Source organism: Plantactinospora sp. WMMB782 (assembly GCF_049179135.1).
Taxonomy (GTDB): domain Bacteria; phylum Actinomycetota; class Actinomycetes; order Mycobacteriales; family Micromonosporaceae; genus Plantactinospora.
Genome location: NZ_JBMHMC010000007.1, coordinates 6,121,622 through 6,139,989 on the forward strand (window position 1 = coordinate 6,121,622; position 18,368 = coordinate 6,139,989).

General features: G+C 73.2%; 14 protein-coding genes. 5 read left to right on the forward strand and 9 right to left on the reverse strand.

What is annotated here, in order from left to right; translation table 11 throughout:
- Positions 1 to 197 precede the first annotated feature (197 nt).
- The gene (locus ACN28A_RS29355) at positions 198 to 401 is read right to left on the reverse strand and encodes a DUF397 domain-containing protein (protein WP_421400546.1); all 204 of its coding nucleotides are present in this window, start codon (positions 399 to 401) and stop codon (positions 198 to 200) included.
- 1 nt (position 402) lies between these two features.
- The gene (locus ACN28A_RS29360) at positions 403 to 1,278 is read right to left on the reverse strand and encodes a helix-turn-helix domain-containing protein (protein ID WP_421400549.1); all 876 of its coding nucleotides are present in this window, start codon (positions 1,276 to 1,278) and stop codon (positions 403 to 405) included.
- A gap of 310 nt (positions 1,279 to 1,588) precedes the next feature.
- On the opposite strand from ACN28A_RS29360, the gene ACN28A_RS29365 reads away from it, so the two are divergent.
- A complete protein-coding gene (locus tag ACN28A_RS29365; protein ID WP_421400552.1) occupies positions 1,589 to 3,661 on the forward strand; it encodes a hypothetical protein in 2,073 nt (690 codons plus the stop codon).
- A 55-nt stretch (positions 3,662 to 3,716) separates the two neighbouring features.
- Here ACN28A_RS29365 and ACN28A_RS29370 read toward each other — a convergent pair whose 3' ends face one another.
- Both ACN28A_RS29370 and ACN28A_RS29375 read right to left on the reverse strand, forming a co-directional pair.
- Positions 3,717 to 4,556 carry a S1 family peptidase gene (locus tag ACN28A_RS29370; protein ID WP_421400554.1) on the reverse strand — a complete coding sequence of 280 codons (840 nt, stop codon included), beginning with the start codon at positions 4,554 to 4,556 and terminating at the stop codon, positions 3,717 to 3,719.
- A 228-nt stretch (positions 4,557 to 4,784) separates the two neighbouring features.
- Positions 4,785 to 7,025, reverse strand: a complete 2,241-nt coding sequence (locus ACN28A_RS29375; protein ID WP_421400557.1) for a DUF6461 domain-containing protein — start codon at positions 7,023 to 7,025, stop codon at positions 4,785 to 4,787.
- Between the two features lie 250 nt (positions 7,026 to 7,275).
- On the opposite strand from ACN28A_RS29375, the gene ACN28A_RS29380 reads away from it, so the two are divergent.
- A complete protein-coding gene (locus ACN28A_RS29380) occupies positions 7,276 to 8,226 on the forward strand; it encodes a GlxA family transcriptional regulator (RefSeq protein WP_421400559.1) in 951 nt (316 codons plus the stop codon).
- 13 nt (positions 8,227 to 8,239) lie between these two features.
- Positions 8,240 to 8,968, forward strand: coding sequence for a DJ-1/PfpI family protein (locus ACN28A_RS29385; RefSeq protein ID WP_421400562.1), 729 nt, complete (start codon positions 8,240 to 8,242; stop codon positions 8,966 to 8,968).
- Here ACN28A_RS29385 and ACN28A_RS29390 read toward each other — a convergent pair.
- The 5 genes from ACN28A_RS29390 to ACN28A_RS29410 all read right to left on the reverse strand — a co-directional run bounded on the left by ACN28A_RS29390 (position 8,965) and on the right by ACN28A_RS29410 (position 15,475).
- Complete coding sequence (locus tag ACN28A_RS29390; RefSeq protein WP_421400565.1) at positions 8,965 to 10,362, reverse strand: condensation domain-containing protein; 1,398 nt, start codon at positions 10,360 to 10,362, stop codon at positions 8,965 to 8,967. The genes ACN28A_RS29385 and ACN28A_RS29390 overlap by 4 nt on opposite strands.
- 307 nt (positions 10,363 to 10,669) lie before the next feature.
- The gene (locus ACN28A_RS29395) at positions 10,670 to 11,503 is read right to left on the reverse strand and encodes an SDR family oxidoreductase (protein WP_421400567.1); all 834 of its coding nucleotides are present in this window, start codon (positions 11,501 to 11,503) and stop codon (positions 10,670 to 10,672) included.
- 368 nt (positions 11,504 to 11,871) lie between these two features.
- On the reverse strand, positions 11,872 to 14,184 hold the full coding sequence (locus ACN28A_RS29400) for an FtsX-like permease family protein (RefSeq protein WP_421400570.1): 2,313 nt from the start codon (positions 14,182 to 14,184) through the stop codon (positions 11,872 to 11,874).
- A gap of 3 nt (positions 14,185 to 14,187) precedes the next feature.
- Complete coding sequence (locus tag ACN28A_RS29405) at positions 14,188 to 14,925, reverse strand: ABC transporter ATP-binding protein (protein ID WP_421400573.1); 738 nt, start codon at positions 14,923 to 14,925, stop codon at positions 14,188 to 14,190.
- Positions 14,918 to 15,475: a PadR family transcriptional regulator gene (locus ACN28A_RS29410; RefSeq protein ID WP_421400576.1), complete on the reverse strand. Its 558-nt coding sequence runs from the start codon at positions 15,473 to 15,475 to the stop codon at positions 14,918 to 14,920. Before ACN28A_RS29410 ends, ACN28A_RS29405 begins: the two co-directional genes overlap by 8 nt.
- A gap of 243 nt (positions 15,476 to 15,718) precedes the next feature.
- Between ACN28A_RS29410 and ACN28A_RS29415 the strand changes: the two genes are divergently transcribed.
- Both ACN28A_RS29415 and ACN28A_RS29420 read left to right on the forward strand, forming a co-directional pair.
- Positions 15,719 to 16,906, forward strand: coding sequence for a glycerophosphodiester phosphodiesterase (locus tag ACN28A_RS29415; RefSeq protein ID WP_421400578.1), 1,188 nt, complete (start codon positions 15,719 to 15,721; stop codon positions 16,904 to 16,906).
- Positions 16,907 to 17,110: 204 nt separating this feature from the next.
- A complete protein-coding gene (locus ACN28A_RS29420) occupies positions 17,111 to 18,298 on the forward strand; it encodes a low temperature requirement protein A (protein ID WP_421400580.1) in 1,188 nt (395 codons plus the stop codon).
- The last annotated feature ends 70 nt before the right edge of the window (positions 18,299 to 18,368 follow it).

Below are 18,368 nucleotides of genomic sequence, written 5' to 3' on the forward strand. Positions count from 1 at the left end.
CCGATACCCCCTGAACCGGCGAGGCGGGATTGAGGTTCGGGCAGGTCAGGAGGGTTGGGTGCACAAGCGGGGCAGCTCGACAGTCTCCCCAGCGGGTATCCCGACCCTGCATCGGGCGGACGGATATCGTGCCGCAGAACTGACGAAACAGCGGATGCCCCGGCCAAGGGGAGGGCATTCGGTAAATGCAGGCGAGGTCAGCGGGTGATACTGGCAGTCTTGACTCCAACGACGAAGGCGGCCCAGGCGTACGGCGGGAAGGCGAGGATCGGTCCGGCCTGGTCCTTGCTGTCGCGTACGGCGACGACGTCGGTCAGGTTGTCGGCGACCTCGACGCATTCGCCGCCGTTGCCCCCACTACGCGTGCTCTTGCGCCAGCAGGCGTTGTGCAGGTCAGCCATGCTACATCTCCCCGATGATTTTGTTTATCATGTGCCTCGATTGTCCCTCATCGAGCGCGAGTGCATCCAGACTGGCCCATACCTTCTCGTAGGCGGCGTACTCAGCGGGTCGGTCGAGGTAGAGCGCCCCGGTCAGCGACTCGCAGTAGACGATCGGTGGCTCCGGAGTGTTTCGGTTGCCGGCCGGGAAGTCAAGGATGATGAACGAGCCGGCCAGGGCGCCTCGGTGCTGTCCAGCGGCCAGCGGCAGCACCCGGATGACAACGTTCGGCAGCGTGGACACCGTCAGTAGATGTTCGAGTTGTCCGATCATGACCTGCCGGTCGCAAACAGGCCGTAGTAGCGCGGCCTCGGACAGGACTATCTCCACGATCGGTGCCTGGGGCAGGCGCCGGGTCAGCAGGCTCTGGCGTTGTAACCGGGCTTCGACGGCCCGCTCCCGACCATCCTCGTCCATTTCCGGCTGGTCGGTACGGTACATCCCAAGGGCATACTCACGTGTCTGCAAGATGCCGGGGAGCAGGGCGTCCTTGAAGAAGCGCAGCCGCGACGCGACCGCTTCCAGGCCGACGTACAGCTCGAACCACTCGGGGATGGCGTCGCCGTACGCGTGCCACCAGCCCTTGGCCCTGGTCTGGGTGGCCAGTCCGACCAGGGCGCCGACCAACTCCGGCTTGACGTCGTAGAGCGCGCACATCGCCCGGACGTCGAGTGAGCGGACCACGCCGAGTCCACTCTCGATCCGCCACACCTTCTGCCGGCTGCACTCCAGGGCGTCGGCTGCCGCGTCCAGGGTCACCCCGGCCTCGGTGCGGAGCTGCTTGAGCGTTCGGCCGAGCTGGCGGCGCGGCACGGTCGAACCCATGTCCTCGGTCATTCGATCACTCCCCGCGTTCGATTCTGCAACATCCTGCCGCCTCCGATAAAACGTCTATCTGTTGTGCAGAAATAAGTCAACAGACGATAGCAATTTCTCCCGGGAATTCGTTGCCACCCACCCGGCACACGCTACAAGATGACCCCTGAGAGGCGACCGTCCACACAGTTCTTCACCCGGTCGCCGCGCTGATCAACAGTCCTCGGCGAAAGGATGGTGCTGTCGTGCGCACAAGTGTCTGTCGTATTCGTTCGACCCGCCGCCAACCGGAGCACGGTCGACGCCTGACCCGGCAGCGGCGGGCGGGGCGATGACCGGCCGGGTCGTCGTCGTCACCTGCCCGAGCTGCGACGGGCTCACCTTCACGATCGGCGCCTGCCGCTGCGTCGGGTACGGCAACCGGCTGCTGGTCACCGACGACCCGGCGCCCCGGGAGGCGTACCAGGACTGTCGGATGTGTCGCGGCGTCGGCCGCGTCGCGTCCGTCTGCCACCGGTGCGGGCAGCGCGGCCAGCGGCGGGCGCAGCTCGTGCTGACCGTGGCAAACGTCGACACCGGCGAGGTCGCCTCGGCAAGTGTCGTCCCGGGCACGGTGCCGCCCCGCCCGTCACCGGGCGGCGGCGGATGGCACCTGCCGCTGAAGCCGCTCGTCGACAAACTCGCCGAGGCAGCCGGCGCGGCCACCTGGTCCGACTGCTACGGGCAGTCGGGCGAGGGATCGGAGGTGCGGCTGCCCCGCGAGTGGAGCCCGGAGCTACCCGAGGGCCAACGGCTGGCGCTGGAAACCGAGGCCATCGCCGGACACTCCGGCGAGAGCTGGCAGGTTTTCCTCGGCCGCAGCGTCGCCCCGCCGCCGGTCGCCCCGGCGCAGCGACTCGGCCAGCTCTGCACGCTCGCCGACCGGCTCTGCCTCGACCTGGTGCTGGAGGCACGCCGGCTGCGCCACGACGACCTGCTCTGGGACGTCCGCTTCGACGTACCCGGAGCATCGGTCCCGGCGACCGGGCGCGGCACCGCACACACCCTCTCCGAGGCGCTCGGCACCGTCACCGCGTCGTCCGCGATCTCCGGCATCGCGGCGCGCGGCCTGGCCGCACCGGCCCGGTATCTCGTCCCCTCGGTCGAGTCCGCCCTCGCCCCGGCGCGGCCGGTCCGGGACCTCGACCAGGTGGAACGGCGGGTGGTCGCCGAGTGCACCGACCTGCGCACCGGAGACCCGCTGCCCGGCGCCTGCGCGATCTGGCGGGACGGGCACCTGTGGTACACCAGCCTGCGGGTCGCCGACCGGACCGAACGGCTTGTCGAGCGGGACACCGGCCAGCTGTTGCGCCGCCGCACCGAGGTGCTCCGGCGTGGCTGGGAGCCACCCGATCCCGGCTGGCTCGGCGACGCGATCGCGCACACCCCGTGCCCGGCCTGCGACCCCGGCAACGGGCTCCGGCCCTGCTTCTGCACCCTCGGCACCGCCGGGGTCGATCCCGACTGCGACGGTTGCGCCGGCACCGGCCTGCGCGCCGGGATGCTCACCTGCCACACCTGCCTGGACAGCCACCGGATCTTCCAGGGACTGGCTGTCACCATCACCGACCTGGACCAGCAGGTCCTACACCTCAACTGGCGGGCCGGCGATGCCGCGCCCGCGCCGCTTGTCGCGACCCAACCCGGCGGCAAGCCGGTGGTCCGGCTCCCGGAGCGCTTCCGGCTGGCCACCCACGCCAACACCTTCGGGGTACGACCGGAGGACCTCACCGAGGCCGACGGCGGCTGGCCGGTCGGCCAGGACCTCCGGGAGGGGTACGTCACCCTGCACGTGACAGGCGTCGACCCGCTCACCCAGCATCTCGCCGAGGCCGGTCGGGGCAGACCTGCCGGCCGGCTGATCGTGCTGACCGCACCACCCGAGGTGCCGTCGCTGGCGCAGTTGATCCGGCTCGCCCACGGCCTCGGCCTGGCGGTCGACGTCGCGGTACGCGACAACCGCCGCAACGCCGACGACCCGCTGCGCGTGCAGGGCGTCTGCTGGTACGTCGAAATCACCGTCGGCGCATCGACAGCGCCGCAGGGCGAGCCGACGAGCCGGCCGACCCTGGCCGCCGCGATCGCCTACGCCCTCGACTATCTGCCAAGTGTGCTGGTCGAGGCGGTGCCGGAGGACCCGGCGCAGCCGATCGCCGCGCCACACGCGTCGATGTCGGACCCGATCGCCGACCCGGAACCGATGCTGCTCCGACTCGGCGCACACCACGCCGGCGACTGGATAACCGTCCACTTCGGCGCGGACGAGTGCCGGATCGGCCTGCGCGAGCAGGGCGAACATCGTCACCTGGTAACCGCCGCCGACCTGGGCAGCGGGCTGACCGCGCTCGGCCTGACGACATCCTGACCGCCTGTCCCAGCATCGACGGTCGATACCGGACGACGGCCAGGCTCTACCGCCGCTACGGGATGGTGACGCCGTACGCGGCGAGGATCTCCCTGATCGGCTGGTAGTACGTCGTGCCGCCGCTTGTGCAGTTGCCGCTGCCACCGGAGAGGATGCCGAGGATCGTCCCGCTCGACGCGGCGTAGAGCGGCCCGCCGCTGTCGCCGGGCTCGGCACAGATGTTGGTGCGGATCAACCCGGAGACGCTGCCCTCGGCGTAGTTCACGGTCTGGTTGAGGCCGGTGACCGTGCCGCAGCGTACCCCGGTGGTGGCTCCGCTGCGGCAGACGGCCTGACCGACGTACGGGGTGCCGGCACCGGTGATCGGGAGCAGGTTCGGATAGGTGTAGACCGCGCTGGGCCGGCTGACCGTGCCGGTGTACCGCACGATGCCGTAGTCGTTGCCGGGGAAGCTGCTGCCGGTGTTGGTGCCGAGCAGGACCGTCCGGCCGCTGTCGGCGTACCAGGTCGAGGCGGCCCGGGTGCAGTGCCCGGCGGTGACGAAGTAGGAGGTGCCGCCGGCCCGCACGTTGGCGCCGAGGGAGCATCGTGCGGTGGCGGCGCCGTAGACGGCCTGCCCGCCCGCGATCAGCAGGCGCAGCCGGCCGGGTTCGCGCCGGAACACCGCCCCGGAGCGCTCGGCGACGGCGCGGAGCAGCCGGACCTGGACCTCGGGCACGGAGTCGTCGACGGTGAGCGTGGTCCGGCCGGTCGCCGGATCGGTACCCCAGGCGGTTCCGGCGGTGCGCACCTCGGCCACGGTGGCCGGGCCGGCTGCGGCGCTCCGCTCCGGGTGCGCGGCCGCCGGGGTGGCCGGCAGTACCACGGCGAGGACGAGGACCGGTACGAGGCGCATCCCGCCACCCCCGATTGTCGGCAGTCGATGTACTGCCAGGATCCGCCCCCACCCGCCCGGATTCAAGAGCGGGTCAACGCGCGCGGTCCCGCCCCCGGCGCTCGATCCGGTCGACGTTGTGCCGGCGCGGCCGGTCCCGCTCGGTCGGGCGCAGTCGGCGGGCCGGGTGCGGACGAGCGGCTACGGATCCCCCGCCGTGCCGGAGCGACAGAGCACAGTGGATCGCCGTCACCGCCGGCCCGCACCGGTGATCCGGGCGCGGGCGTCGGCCACCAGGTTCGCCGCGTGCGGCCCGGCCGCGTACCGGGCCGCCTCCAGGGTGTCCGTCACCGCGGCGACCGGGTCCGGGTTGGTCGCCCGGTGCAGGGCGAGCCAGAGCCAGCGGTGTTCCCCGTCGTGCAGCTGGCTGCGGCGGGCGCGCAGCTCCGCCTCGGTGGTCAGGGCGCGGGCCGCGATGCTGGCGGCGACGTCCGGGTCGCCGTCCAGTCCCGCGTACCGGGCCGCCTCCGCCGCGACCCACCAGGCCAGGTCCCGCAACTCCGCCTCGGGTAGCCCGGCCAACGCCCCGGCGGTCACCCCGGGCGGGGCGTCGGGCTGCCCGGCCAGTGCCACGATGGTCGCCCCGAGCGCGGTGTCGGGCTGCGGCCGGCGGGGGTAGAGGGTGGGCAGGTCCGGCACGATCCGGAAGGCGATGTCGGCGGCCTCGATCCTGGCCAGCGCCTCGGCGGTGATGCCGTGACCGGTGAACCGCTGCACCGCAACCAGTCCCATCAGCCGCTTGCCGCGCTGGTGGTCGCCGAAGTCGAGATCGGCCAGCGCCGGGGCGAGTGCCGGCGGCGCTTCGAGGTTGTCGAACGGTTCCACCGACAGCAGCACCTCGCCGTGCTCGGCGAACGACAGCCGGGTCACCCCGTTGACGTTCCAGTACATGCTGGCGGTCCGCCCGCCGGCCGAGGCGCGGGCCAGGACCGGGGCGGTCGAACCCTGCCAGCCGTTGTACTCGACCGCGATCACGGCGTCGCCGACGTCCAGCACCGCGACCCACGGATCGATCGACTGGCTGTGCATCAGCTCCTCGCTGAGCGCCCGCATCGACTCCGGCCGGGCGGGGTCCGCGCCGAACGCCCGGAGTACGTCCTCGACAGCCGCCCCGGTCGTCACGGTGACCGTCGCCGCCTCGGCGAGGACGCTTCGGCGTACCCATCGGTAGGCGGTTTCCGGTCGATCGGGGCGGTCAGGTTCCGGCTCGCCGCGCAGCCGGTGCCCGAGCCGGTCGGTGCGGGCGTGCACGATCTCCGGCGCCTCCGGCCCCTGCCAGACCATCAGCTCGTAGTACTCGTTGTGCGGCTCGTCCGTGTCGTCCCTGCCCCGGGCGTGTACCCGCAGCCGGTAGTCGCCCGGCCAGGGTGGGGTGGCCCGCCGCAGCTGCGGCTCGGCCGGGCCGGACCCGACCACCGAGGCGCCGCCGACGGCTGCCCGCCAGCTCACCTCGACGACCTCCTCCCAGCCGGGCCCGACCTCGGCCGGCGGTCCGTCCAGGATGGTCAGCAGCAGCCGGACCTGGCCGCTCTCGGCACCGGTGCGGATCACCGCACCACCCGGTACGACCGTCACCAGCCCGTTCCCGCCGAAATCGACCTCCGGGACGTGATCGCCCTCCAACAGCCCGAACCGGTGCCCCGACGCCGCCACCGACCCGGTGGACCGGCGCGGCATCAGGTACTCCGCCCTGGCCCTGGCCAGCACCGCTTCGGCGTAGTTGGCCGGCATCGGGGTTTCCCGGAGCAGCAGGGCGGCGGTCCCGATCGCCACTCCGAGCACGGCCGGTGGGTTCGTGGCCCACGACGGGATGCCGGTGCGGTGCGCCACGGCGACCGCGGTGGCCACGGCCAGCGCGAGCTGCGCCGCCCCGTGCGCCGCCGCGACCTCGGCCTCGTCGGTGAGGTCGGGCCGGACCGCCAGCATGGGGGCCAGCCGTGGATGGCTGGCCAGCCGGCGGGCCAGCTCGACGACCAGCGGCACGGCGCCGGGCCGGATCTGCTCCAGCAGGACCGCGCCGGTGACCGCCTCGCTCTGCCCGCTCAGGCTGGCGATGCCGACGTTGCCGGTGAACGGCTCCGGCAGGAACCCCGTCAGGTCCGGTGCACCGGTCGGGTCCAGTTCCGTGACCGTCAACTCGAGCGCGCCGAGCAGCCGCTCGGTAAGCAACGCGGGCAGGGAGTTGAGCGCGTCGTGTACCGGAGAATTGCCCGATCCAACCCGTCGGGCGGGCCGGGCCGTGGCCATCGCCAACGCCCGGGGGCGCAGGACGGCCGGTTCGCGGATCGGCCAGAGGTCCTCGTCGGCGACCGCTCGTAACCGGCCGAGTTCGGCCGCCGGTGCCGGTGGGATGCGGTCGACGAGCCGCGGCAGCGCCGCAGCCACCGGACCGACCAGCCCAGCCAGGATCTCATCAGGAATCTCGACCACAGCGCCCCCCGCTGTCCCGCCGTAACGACGGCACATTGTAACCATCGACCTGTTTCACCTCCCTGTCGCGCGCCCGGATCGGTCTGCCGCGTGCGTCGACGGTCTGCCGCGTGGCGTCGACGGGCCGGCGCGTGACGTCGACGGGCCGGTCGGTGTCGGCTGTCGGCGACCCCGGGGGCACCACCGGGATGGCCGAAAGCGTCAGTGACCTGTCATTGCCGCCAGATCCACGGCTCGGGACGATGGAGCGGTGCATGATCGCCGGATCGTTTTCGTGATCTTCCCGAGGTTCCAGGTGCTCGACCTGACCGGCCCGCACGAGGTGTTCGCGCAGGCCGAGCGGCTCGCACCGGGCTACCGGCTGGAGACCGTCGCGCCGCTGCCCGGCCCGGTCACCGCCAGCGGTGGCCTGACCGTGACCCCGGACCTCGGCATCGACGAGCACACCGGGCCGATCGACACGCTCGTGGTCACCGGTGGTCCGGGTCGGGCGGGAGCCTGCGCGGACCGACGGCTGGTCGACTGGATCCGCGCCGCCGCCGGACGGGCCCGGCGGGTCGCGGCGGTGTGCAGCGGGGCGTTCCTGCTGGCCGAGGCCGGGCTGCTGGACGGCCGGCGTGCGGTCACCCACTGGGGAAGTTGCGCCGAACTGGCCCACCGCTATCCGGCGGTGGCCGTGCAGCCGGACCCGATCTTCGTCCGGGACGGTGCAGTGTGGACCTCGGCCGGGATCACCGCCGGGATCGACCTCGCACTCGCCCTGGTCGAGCAGGACCGGGGCGCCGAGACGTCCCGGACGATCGCCCGACGACTCGTGATGTTCGTGCAGCGCCCCGGCGGTCAGGCCCAGTTCAGCACCCAGCTCGCCGCCCAGCGACCGGCCCGGGGCGGGCTGCGCCAGCTCCAGGACTGGGTGACCGAGCACCTCGCCGGCGACCTCACCGTGCCGGTCCTGGCCGCCCGGGCCGGGATGAGCGAGCGACACTTCGCCCGGGTGTTCAGCGCGCAGACCGGACAGACGCCCGCGGCGTACGTCGAGGCGGCCCGGATCGAGGCCGCCCGCCGCCTGCTGGAGACCACCGACACCCCGCTCGGGTCGGTCGCCCGGCAGTGCGGCTTCGGCACCGTCGAGACGATGCACCGCCGCTTCCGGCGAACGGTCGGGGTCACCCCCGGCCAGTACCGCAAACACTTCGGTTGAGAGGACCAGTATCGTGCGCATCGTCATCCCGCTCTTCGAACGGTTCACCGCGCTGGACGCGGTCGGCCCGTACGACGTACTCAAGCTGCTGCCCGGCGCCGACGTGGTGTTCGCGGCGACGAGCCCCGGGCCGGTCCGGAACACCGCCGGTACCCTCGCGCTGGTCGCCGACGTGGCCCTGACCGACGTCGACTCCTGCGACGTACTCGTGGTGCCCGGCGGTGCCGTGCGGGACCAGCTCGGCGGCGGGGAGCTGGTGGACTGGATCAGGCGGGTGCACGACACCGCCCGCTGGACGACCTCGGTCTGCACCGGATCGCTGCTGCTCGGCGCCGCCGGGCTGCTAGCCGGGCGTACCGCCACCACGCACTGGAGGTCCGCACAGCGGCTGGCGTCGTTCGGCGCGACGTACACGGCACGGCGGGTGGTCGAGGACGGCACGCTGATCACCGCGGCCGGCGTTTCCGCCGGCATCGACATGGCGCTCACCCTGGCCGCCCGGCTCACCGACCGGACCACCGCCGAGGCCATCCAGCTGGCCATCGAGTACGACCCGCAGCCGCCGTTCGACACCGGCTCCCCGGCGAAGGCGCCCCGGGCGGTACGGGACCGGTACGCCGCCGGCTTCCGGACGACCGCCCGGCCGGAAGCCGGCGCAGCGGTGGACACGCACCGGATCCGCCAACTGGGCCGGGAAACCAGCTGTAGGAACCAGCCGGCGGAGGTGACCGGCGGAAACTAGTCGGTGGGCAGCGGCCCGTCGTCCGGCGGGCGGAGCGCCGACACCGGGCGGTCCGGATCGGTGGCGACCAGGCTGAGCAGGAATGCCAGCTCGGTGAGCAGACTCTCGACGGTTTCCGGACCGAGTTGGCGCAGGTCGTAGCGGGCGTGCAGACCGAGCCGCTCGCCGGGCACGACGACCAGGCGGAGCGGGTGGTGCGAGGTCGTCCAGCGGCCGTCGAAGCGTACCGAGATCGTCGAGGCGTCGGCCGTGCCGGTGAACAGGTCGTTGTCCATCGGATAGGTCTCGAAGTCGAGCACGCTGGCGAAGAGCGGTGCGTCGGCGGGCGACCCGGCCCAGGACCGGAGCAGGGCCGGCGGCACGTGGTCGAACGGCCGGGCCAGGGCCTGCCGTGCCTGCAACCCGCGCAGCCACACCCCGACCGGCTGGTCGGGCCGGATCCGCACCCGGACCGGCACGGTGTTGGTCAGCGGGCCGACAAGCGTCTCCGCCGCCGGTCCACCGGCCCGGCCGGCGACCGTCGCACCGATGACGACGTCGGCGGTGCCGGCACCGGTGTCGCCGCGGGCGGCGAGCAGTCGCGCCCAGCAGCCCTGGACCACCGCCGGCAGCGTGAGGCGCTGCTGGCCGATCGTCTCGTGCAGCAGGTAGGTGTCCTCACTGGTCAGTTCGAGGGAGTACTCGTCGAAGGCGTCGGCCGGCTCCCCGCGCCAGTCCGGGAGATCGCGCTGCAACGGCACCGGCGACGGCAGGTCGGCCAGCTCGGTCCGCCAGAACTGCTCCGCCTCGGCCAGGTCCCGGGCGGTCGACCAGGCGACATGGTCCCGGAACGGCGTCGGAGGAGGCAGCTCCGCGTCCCGGCCCTCCACCGCCGCGCGGTATTCGGCGAGCGCCTCACCGAGCAGGATCGGCAGGCTCCAGCCGTCGACGACCAGGTGGTGCGCCGTCCAGACCAGCAGGTGCTCGGTCTCGGAGACGCGGAGCAGGGCGAACCGGCACAGCGGCGGGACGTCCAGGGCGAACCCGCGGACCCGGTCGGCGGCGAGCAGTTCGGCGAGGCCGCGCCGACGCTGGCAGGCCCGGATGGTCCGCAGGTCGTCGAGATGCCACCCGGGCGGCGGTGCCTCCGGCCAGACCACCTGCACCGGCTCCGGCTCCACCGGCACCGGCTCGCGGCCGTCGTGCCGGACGAACCCGGTGCGCAGTATCTCGTGCCGGGCGATCACCCGGTGCCAGGCCTGCTGGAACTCGGCGACCCGCAGCCGGCCACGGATGACGAGTCGGACCTGTTCGAGGTCGGCCGCCGGATCCGCCTCGGCGGAACCGGGCGCGAGGACGGCCCGCTGGACCGGCGAGAGAGGATAGCCGTCCCGTACGTCGACCGAACTGGTCATCCCGTCACCTCCGACAGACCGGTGCGGCTGATCGACGGCCGGGCCACGACCACCGGGCCCGGTGCGGTGCGCACCGGCGACGCGGGAAGAACTGAGAGACTCATCGGGCAGTGCCACTCCCTGCTCGAACACCTGCCGGCACGACGCGACGGCGCACGGAAACATCCCGACGGCGCACGGAAACATGGAGATCCATGATTCGACGCCGAGTGTCGCCGACGTTACCAGGGGTGGCGTGCTGCTGTCTCCCCGCCACGCGTGCGACGGCAGTCGTACCCGTTTCTCCGAAATGTTCCGGGCCGTCGTCTCAGCTTGTGGAATCGTCCGACCGGCCAGGCCACCCCGCCTGCCCCGCCGTGCCGGCGAGGTACTCCCGCCAGGTGATCTGCCCCCGGGCGCCCGCTGCCGGGACGAACGCGCCCGCGCGGAAGGCCCGACCCAGTCGACCCGGCAGCGGCAGCCGGAGCAGCCGGCGCCGGACCCCTCGGGCGGCCAGCCAGTCCCGAGCGAGCGTGCCGGCGTCCAGCGCCACCGGGCCGCCGAACTCCTCGGTCGTACCGCCGGGCGGGGCGGTCACCCGCCACCGCAGGTGCGCGGCGACGTCGGCGACGTCGACCGGCTGCGTCATGATGCCCGGATCGAGAGGCAGCACCGGCAGCCGGGCCAGCCGGGACAGCGCCTCGGCCAGGAACTCGTGGAAGTGCGTCACCCGGAGCACCGTCCACGGCACCGGACCGGCCGCGACCTCGGTCTCGGCCTCGACCTTGAACCGGAAGTACGGCCACGACACGCGGTCGGTGCCGACGATCGACAGGTACACGAGGTGCCGTACCCCGGCCTGGCCGGCCGCCTCGACCAGCCGACGGGTGCCGGTCACCTCGACCTGCCGGGTGTAGCGGCCCTGGTTCGGCGCGGAGGCCAGGTGCACCACGGTGTCGACACCGTCCAGCGCGGCCACCAGGCCGTCTCCGCTGACCAGGTCGAGCCGGACCCGGCGTAATCCGGCCGGATCCTCCGGCCCCGGCTTCCCGCCCGGCCCGGTACTCCGGCTGGCTGCCCGTACGCCGTGCCCGGCCCGGACCAGTTCCGGGGTGAGCACCCGGCCGAGCCGTCCGGTCGCCCCGGTGATCAGGATTTCCATGCGCGCACTCCACATCGTCGGACAGGCCCGCACACAGCGGGGGCGGCCACGCTGACGCCGTAGTTGGGACGGCTGAACGGCCGGCGTTGTGACCGGCCGGCACGGGCGGTGCACGCCAGCGCCTGACCGGCTCTTGCCGTCGAGCCGACCGGTTGCCCCGGGTCACCGCATGATCGCTCGCGGGCGTCGTGGGCCCGGTCCGGGCGGCCGAGGTTCATCCGGTCGGGTGGTTCGCCCGCCCGGCCCCGGCGGTCGACCCGGCCGAACCGGCCTGCCGGCCGAACCGGCCGAACCGGCCGAACCGGCCTGCCGGCCGTCGTTGCGGAGCCGAGAACCGGCCAGTCCGCCGGCCGTGCCGTGAGTGGCGGTCACTCGTACCGGACCAGGGTCGCGGCCCGGCTCCGGGCCGGCCGGGCGGCGGCGAGCGTCCCGGCGAGCGCCCCGGCCACGGCGGTCGCCGGCACGGTCGCGGCGAGCAGCACGGCGGAGGGCTGCTGGGCGAGCCCGGGGCCGGCGCCGATGCTGATCGTCACCTGGTCGGTGAGCAGCCGGAACACCAGCAGCCCGACCGGAAGCCCGACGAGCGCACCGGCGAGACCGAGCGCGGCGCCGCCGGCTGCGGACTGGGCGAGGGTCTGCCGGACGGTGAACCCGACGGTCCGGAGCACCCCGAGAGTCCGGGCGCGTTCCCGGGCACCGGTGAGCAGCGCGGCGGCCAGATCGGCGAAACCGACCAGCAGGACGAGGGCGGCCAGCAGGCGCATCGCCACGGCGTACCTGCCGAGGTCGTCGGGGTCGGCGGACCGGGCGTGCACCGTCACGGCGGGGCCGAGCCGGTCCCGCAGCGCGGCGGCCAGCGCCTCCGGCGTGCCGGCCGGACCGGCCGAGACCAGGTAGGCGTCCGGGGCCAACCCCGGCGGCAGCATCTCGGCCCGGTACATCAGCAGTTCGCCGGTGTCCTCGGTCTCGCTGTACCAGCCCACGATCGTCAACCGCAGCGGGACCTGCCCGGCCCGCACCTCGATCGTGTCGCCGAGCCGCAGGTCGAACCGGCGCAGCAGGCCGTACCCGGCGATCGCCTCGCCGGGTGCCCGCAGCGGCCGACCCTCCCGGACGAGGAACCGGGCGGCGGCCGGGTCCCCGCCGACGGCCCGGGACAGGAACGTCTGGTCGCCGAGGGTGGTCCGCCGGTCGAGCTGGCTGTACCAGCCGGCGGCGCCGGGCGTACCCGCCAGCGCGGCGGTCAGCACGGCCGGATCGGCGCCACCCGGCACCACCATGGCGTCGTAGGGGTCACCGGTCCGGGCCGGCTCGGCGACCAGCCGGTCCATCGTGGCGGTGAAGCCGACCCCGACGACCACCCCCGCCACGGCGACCGCCAGGGCGGCCGCGGTCAACGTCGAGCGCCCGGGACGGCCGAGTACGGCACCGAGCCCGTAGCGGTGGGCCGGCGGCAGCCGGAGCCGGTCGAGCAGCCGGATGACCCAGGCCGGTGCCGCGCCCTGTGCCGGAGCGTCGCGCAGCACGTCGGAGACCGGTTGCCGGGCCGCCCGCCAGGCCGGCAGCACCGTGGCGGCGGTGAGCACGGTGCCGACCAGCAGGGCGGAGCCGAACAGTGCCGGTGGGTTGATCCGCGGGACCGGCCGGCCGAGCGCACCACCGAGCCCGATCTGGAGGTACGGGGCGAGCAGCGAGCCGGCCACCCAGCCGACGAGTACGCCCGCCGCACCGAGCAGCAGTGCCTCGGCAACCAGTCCGGTGACCACCTGGCGGGTGGTGTAGCCGACCGAGCGGAGCAGCGCGATCTCCCGCCGCCTCGCCAGTAGCCGGGCGGTGGCGGTACCGGCGACCACGAACGCGGCGGCGAGCAGCACGAAGAGGCCGAAGCCGGCCAGCGAGGCGCCGAAGATGCGGTCCCGGACGGTGATGTCCGCCCTGGTGTCCGGCCACGGCTGGACCGCGTGCACCCCGTCCAGGGTGCCGAGCCGGGCGGCCACCGCGTCGGCCCGGTCCGGTTCGACCAACCGGGCGACCAGCAGCGCACTCCGGCCGGCTGTGCCCGGCCGGATCGGGGCGGCTGCGGTGGTGGTGGCCGGCGGTGCGGCGAGGGTGGCCAGGGTGGCCGGGTCGACGAACAGCCGGATCGGGTCGCAGTCCGGATAGAAGCAGTCGGTGAGGTCGACCGCGGTGCCGACCACGGTCAGCGTCGCCGGCCGACCGGCCACGGTCAGCCGGAGGCTGTCACCGGTGCGGACGCCGGCCTCGGCCGCGGCGGCCTGGTCGAGGAGCACCTCCCCGGGCAAGCCGGCCGCCGGCAACACGCCGGTACGCAGCACCGGCCGCCCCGGGGACCCCTCGCCGGGCAGGACGGTGATCCGGGCGTCGACCGGGTCCGACCCGAGCGTGACCGCCGCCTCGAGGTACGGGCGTACCGGGCCGGCCGCCGCGAACGCCGGGTCCGGACGCATCGCCGCCAGTGCCTCCGGCGTGCCGTAGACGACCAGGTCCGGCCGGCCGGCGTCGCGGTGGATCCGGTCCACCTCGGCATCGGCCTGGCCCTGCACGGCGAGCCCGGCGACGATGCCGGTGGTGGCCAGCGCGGTGACCAGCACGGTGGCGAGTGCGCTGGCCCGGTTGCCGCCGTGCAGGCCGGAGCGGGCGAGCCGGAGGACGGCGGACACGGCTCAGCCCTCCAGATCGATGAGGTTGCGCAACGCCGCCCGGCCGGGCGGGCCGGTCAGGTCCCGCTCGTCGACGACCTGCCCGTCCAGCATGGTCAGCACCCGGTCGGCGGCCGACGCCACCCGGTGGTCGTGGGTGACCAGCACGATGCTCTGGCCGGCGAGGTGGCGTCGGCGCAGCAGGTCGAGCACGTTCTCGGCGGCGGTCGAGTCCAGTGCCCCGGTCGGTTCGTCGGCCAGCAGCACGTCCGGGCGGTGTACGACGGCACGGGCCAGCGCCACCCGTTGCTGCTGGCCGCCGGAGAGTTCGGCCGGCGCGGCGTCGGCGGCCTCGCCCACGTCCAGTTCGTCGAGGGCCTCCAGTGCACGGCGGCGGGCCTCGCGGCGACCGGTGCCCTGGAGCAGGAGTGGCAGTTCCACGTTGCCGGCGGCCGTCATCGTGGGCACCAGGTTGAGGAACTGGAAGACGAAGCCGACGTGCCGGCGCCGCAGCAGGGCACGTCCGCTCTCCGAGCGGGTGTCCAGCCGCTGGCCCGCCAGCCACACCTCGCCCCGGTCGGGGCGGTCGAGGCCGCCGAGCAGGTGCAGCAGGGTCGACTTGCCGGAGCCGCTCGGACCCGTCACCGCGACCCAGTCCCCGGCCGCCACCTCGATCGATACGTCCCGGAGCGCGGCCGAGGCCCGTACGCCGCCGTGGTAGGTGCGTACCAGGCCGCGGGCGTGCAGCAGCGGATCACCCATCGCCGTCTCCCGTCCACGAGGTCTTGAGCTCGATCTGCGCGAGCTGCTGCTGGCACGCCTCCAACCAGCGCAACTCGGCCTGCAGGTGCAGGGCGGTGGCCTGTAGCAGCAGTCCACTGACACTTCCGGTGGCGGTGCCGGCCGCCTGCCTGTCGAGTTCCCGGAGCGCTTCCAGGCAGCGCTGCCGGTGCTCGGTGACGACCGTCCGGGGATCCACGTCGGGCAGCAGTGGTGCGGCCAACCGGGCGGCGACCAGCCGGAGCAGCACGTCCGGCCTGACCAGCGGAGGTTCGGCGGGGGCGGCGAGCCACTCCCGCAGCACGGCCGTGCCCGGCGCGGTGAGCCGGTAGACCTTGCGGTCGCGCCGGTCGGCACCGGACTCGGCGGTGTGCGTGACAAGTCCGTCCCGTTCCAGCCGGCCGAGTGTCACGTAGATCTGACCGATGTTGACCTCGCCGCCCGCGTCGGCGAACAGTTCGTCGTAGCGCCGACGCAGCTCGTAGCCGTGCGCCGGGCCGGCGGCGAGCAGCCCGAGCATGAGATGTTTCATCCGCCGACCTCCGATGCCTGGCAGTCGGAGCATAACCGTTATGCATCGGAGATCAAGGCGGACCACCGGAAGGAGACCCGATGGCGGGAAGCGGTGATCCCGGGCGACGGCACCGGAGGAGTTCATCCGCCGGACAGCCGCTGCCCGACCGGCGGTCGCCGGGGCGGGGTTGGATTCCAGGTCGATCGGCGGGCGGAGCCGGGCACCTCGGCACCGTCCCGCCCCGACCGACGGGAGACGACATTGCCACGTACCCTTTCCGCACTCGGCCTGGCCGGGGCATTGCTGGCGACCGCCGTGGCGGTGCCGGCCGGTCAGGCGTCGGCCGGCCAGTTGCTGCCCGGCCAGGTGTCGGCCACTCGGGTGTCGGCCAGCCGGGTGCCGGACGGTCAGGCCGCGGCGCTCGACGACCGGTCGCGGCCGGTGGCCGCTGACCGCCCGCTGGTGATCGCGCACCGCGGCGCCAGCGGCTACCGTCCGGAGCACACTCTGGAGGCCTACCGGCTGGCGATCCGGATGGGTGCCGACTTCATCGAGCCCGACCTGGTCGCCACCCGCGACGGCGTGCTGGTGGCCCGGCACGAGAACGAGATCTCCGGTACCACCGACGTTGCCGCCCACCCCGAGTTCGCCGCCCGGAGGACCACGAAGACCATCGACGGAACCCAGGTGACCGGCTGGTTCACCGAGGACTTCACCCTGGCCGAGCTGCGGACGCTGCGGGCCAGGGAGCGGCTGCCGCAGGTACGGGTGGGCAACACCACCTTCGACGGCCGGTTCCCGGTGCCGACCCTCCAGGAGGTCGTCGACCTGGCCCGGACCGAGGGCCGGCGGCTGGGCCGGACCATCGGGATCTATCCGGAGACCAAGCACCCCAGCTACTTCCGGTCGATCGGGCTGCCGCTGGAGGAGCCGCTGGTCCGGGTACTGCGGAAGAACGGCCTGACCGGCCGGAAGGACCCGGTGATCATCCAGTCCTTCGAGACCGCCAACCTGCGCGAGCTGAACAGGCTCACCGACGTACGGCTGGTGCAGTTGCTGGACGCGAGTGGTCGGCCCTACGACTTCACCGTGACCGGTGACCCGCGTAGCTATGCCGACCTGGTCGAGCCGGAGAACCTGCGCTGGATCGACGGCTATGCCGACGGGATCGGGACGAACAGGAACCTGCTGGTGCCCCGGGACGCGAACGGCCGGCTGCTCGCTCCGACCACAGTGGTCCGGGACGCCCACCGGGCCGGTCTGGTCGTGCACGCCTGGACGTTCCGGGCGGAAAACCAGTTCCTGCCGGCCGACTTCCGGATCGGTGCCGACCCGAACGCCCGGGGTGACATCGTCGCCGAGTACGAACTCTTCTACGGCCTCGGCCTGGACGGCGTGTTCAGCGACCACCCGGACACCGCCGTGGCGGCCCGGGTCGGCCTGGGCTGACCGACCCCGGCGCCGGACCAGCTCCCGTGCCGAACCCGGCCCGCGCCGGACCGGCCTCCGGCACCCGGTGGATGGCCGCCCGTACCCGGGTCGCCATCCACCGGTCCGCTGATGCCCGTTATCCCGATCCACTGGCCGGAGATCGTGGTATGACTGCCGGATGACAGGGCAGATCCGGACAACACGGAAATTCCGCAGCGGCCGATGACGGACCGCCTCGGCGACACCAGGAGCCAGGGACGCCCCACCTACCTGGAACTTCTCCTCGACCTGGTGTACGTCTTCGCGCTCACCCGGCTCTCCCAGCGGCTGACCTACGACTTCACCATGAGCCGCCGTACCCTCCTCTCCGAACTCGGGCAGACCCTGCTGGTCCTGCTCGCCCTCTGGCAGGTCTGGCTGCTCACCGCCTGGATGACCAGCCGGTTCGATCCGCGTCGGATCGAGATCCAGATCATCATCGTCGGGTCCATGTTCGGCGCCATGATCATGTCCGTGTCGCTGCCGCTGGCCTTCGGCGAGCGTGGCGTGATCTTCGCCAGCACCTTCGTCGCCGTGCACATCGGTCGCCCGCTGCTGCTGGTCCTGGTGCAACGCGGCCATCCCCGGCAGCCGGTGTCGATCCGGATCCTGTTCTGGTCGACGCTGGCCTCGGTGGGCTGGATCGCCGGGGCACTCACCGGTGGTGCCGGACGCGGCATCTGCTGGACGTTGGCGGTGGTCGTGGAGTTCCTCGGCGCCGCCCTGCGCTGGCCGACCCCGGGGTACGGCCGCAGCGAGTCGACCTTCTGGGGCATCGGGGCGGCCCACCTGGCCGAGCGGTACCAGCAGGTGTTGCTGATCGCTCTCGGTGAGACGATCCTGGTCACCGGGTTCATCCTCAGCGACGTCGGCTTCGCCGTGGAACGGACCTCGATCTTCGTGGCGAGCTTCGTCACCACGGTGCTCTTCTGGCGCACCTACTTCTACCAGCCGGCAGGGTCGACGCTGGCCGCGGCCTTCGAGCGGAGCAGCGACCCGCTCCGGTTCAGCCGGTCGGCCGGCTACACCCATCTGGTCATGGTCTGCGGGATCGTCGCCACGGCGGTGGGGTACGGCCTGCTGATCGAGGACCCGCACGCCGGACCGGACCCGACCTGGCTCGTCCTCATCTTCGGTGGCCCCGTCCTCTTCCTGCTCGGCAGGGTGTGGTTCGAGCGCGAGGCGAGCCGGCGGCTCCCGACCACCTGGTTGTCGGGCCTGCTCTGCTTCGCCCTGCTCACGCCGGTCGCCGCCGTACTGCCGATGCTGGCCGCGCCGTTCCTGGCCACCGCGGTGATGGCCGGGATCGTCGTCGCCGACGTGCTGCGCGACCCCGGGCAGTTCGTCATCGAACCCAATCCACCGGTGTGACCGACCAGCCGGTGTGCGGCGGTCGACCCGGCGCGGTCGACGGCCGGAACCGGCCGAGCGGCAGGTCGCC

Coding starts and splice junctions, on each gene's coding strand:
- ACN28A_RS29360 (WP_421400549.1), bottom strand. CDS start 1,278: ATGACCGAGGACATGGGTTCGACCGTGCCGCGCCGCCAGCTCGGCCGA.
- ACN28A_RS29420 (WP_421400580.1), top strand. CDS start 17,111: ATGACGGACCGCCTCGGCGACACCAGGAGCCAGGGACGCCCCACCTAC.
- ACN28A_RS29370 (WP_421400554.1), bottom strand. CDS start 4,556: ATGCGCCTCGTACCGGTCCTCGTCCTCGCCGTGGTACTGCCGGCCACC.
- ACN28A_RS29395 (WP_421400567.1), bottom strand. CDS start 11,503: ATGGAAATCCTGATCACCGGGGCGACCGGACGGCTCGGCCGGGTGCTC.
- ACN28A_RS29390 (WP_421400565.1), bottom strand. CDS start 10,362: ATGACCAGTTCGGTCGACGTACGGGACGGCTATCCTCTCTCGCCGGTC.
- ACN28A_RS29405 (WP_421400573.1), bottom strand. CDS start 14,925: ATGGGTGATCCGCTGCTGCACGCCCGCGGCCTGGTACGCACCTACCAC.
- ACN28A_RS29365 (WP_421400552.1), top strand. CDS start 1,589: ATGACCGGCCGGGTCGTCGTCGTCACCTGCCCGAGCTGCGACGGGCTC.
- ACN28A_RS29410 (WP_421400576.1), bottom strand. CDS start 15,475: ATGAAACATCTCATGCTCGGGCTGCTCGCCGCCGGCCCGGCGCACGGC.
- ACN28A_RS29355 (WP_421400546.1), bottom strand. CDS start 401: ATGGCTGACCTGCACAACGCCTGCTGGCGCAAGAGCACGCGTAGTGGG.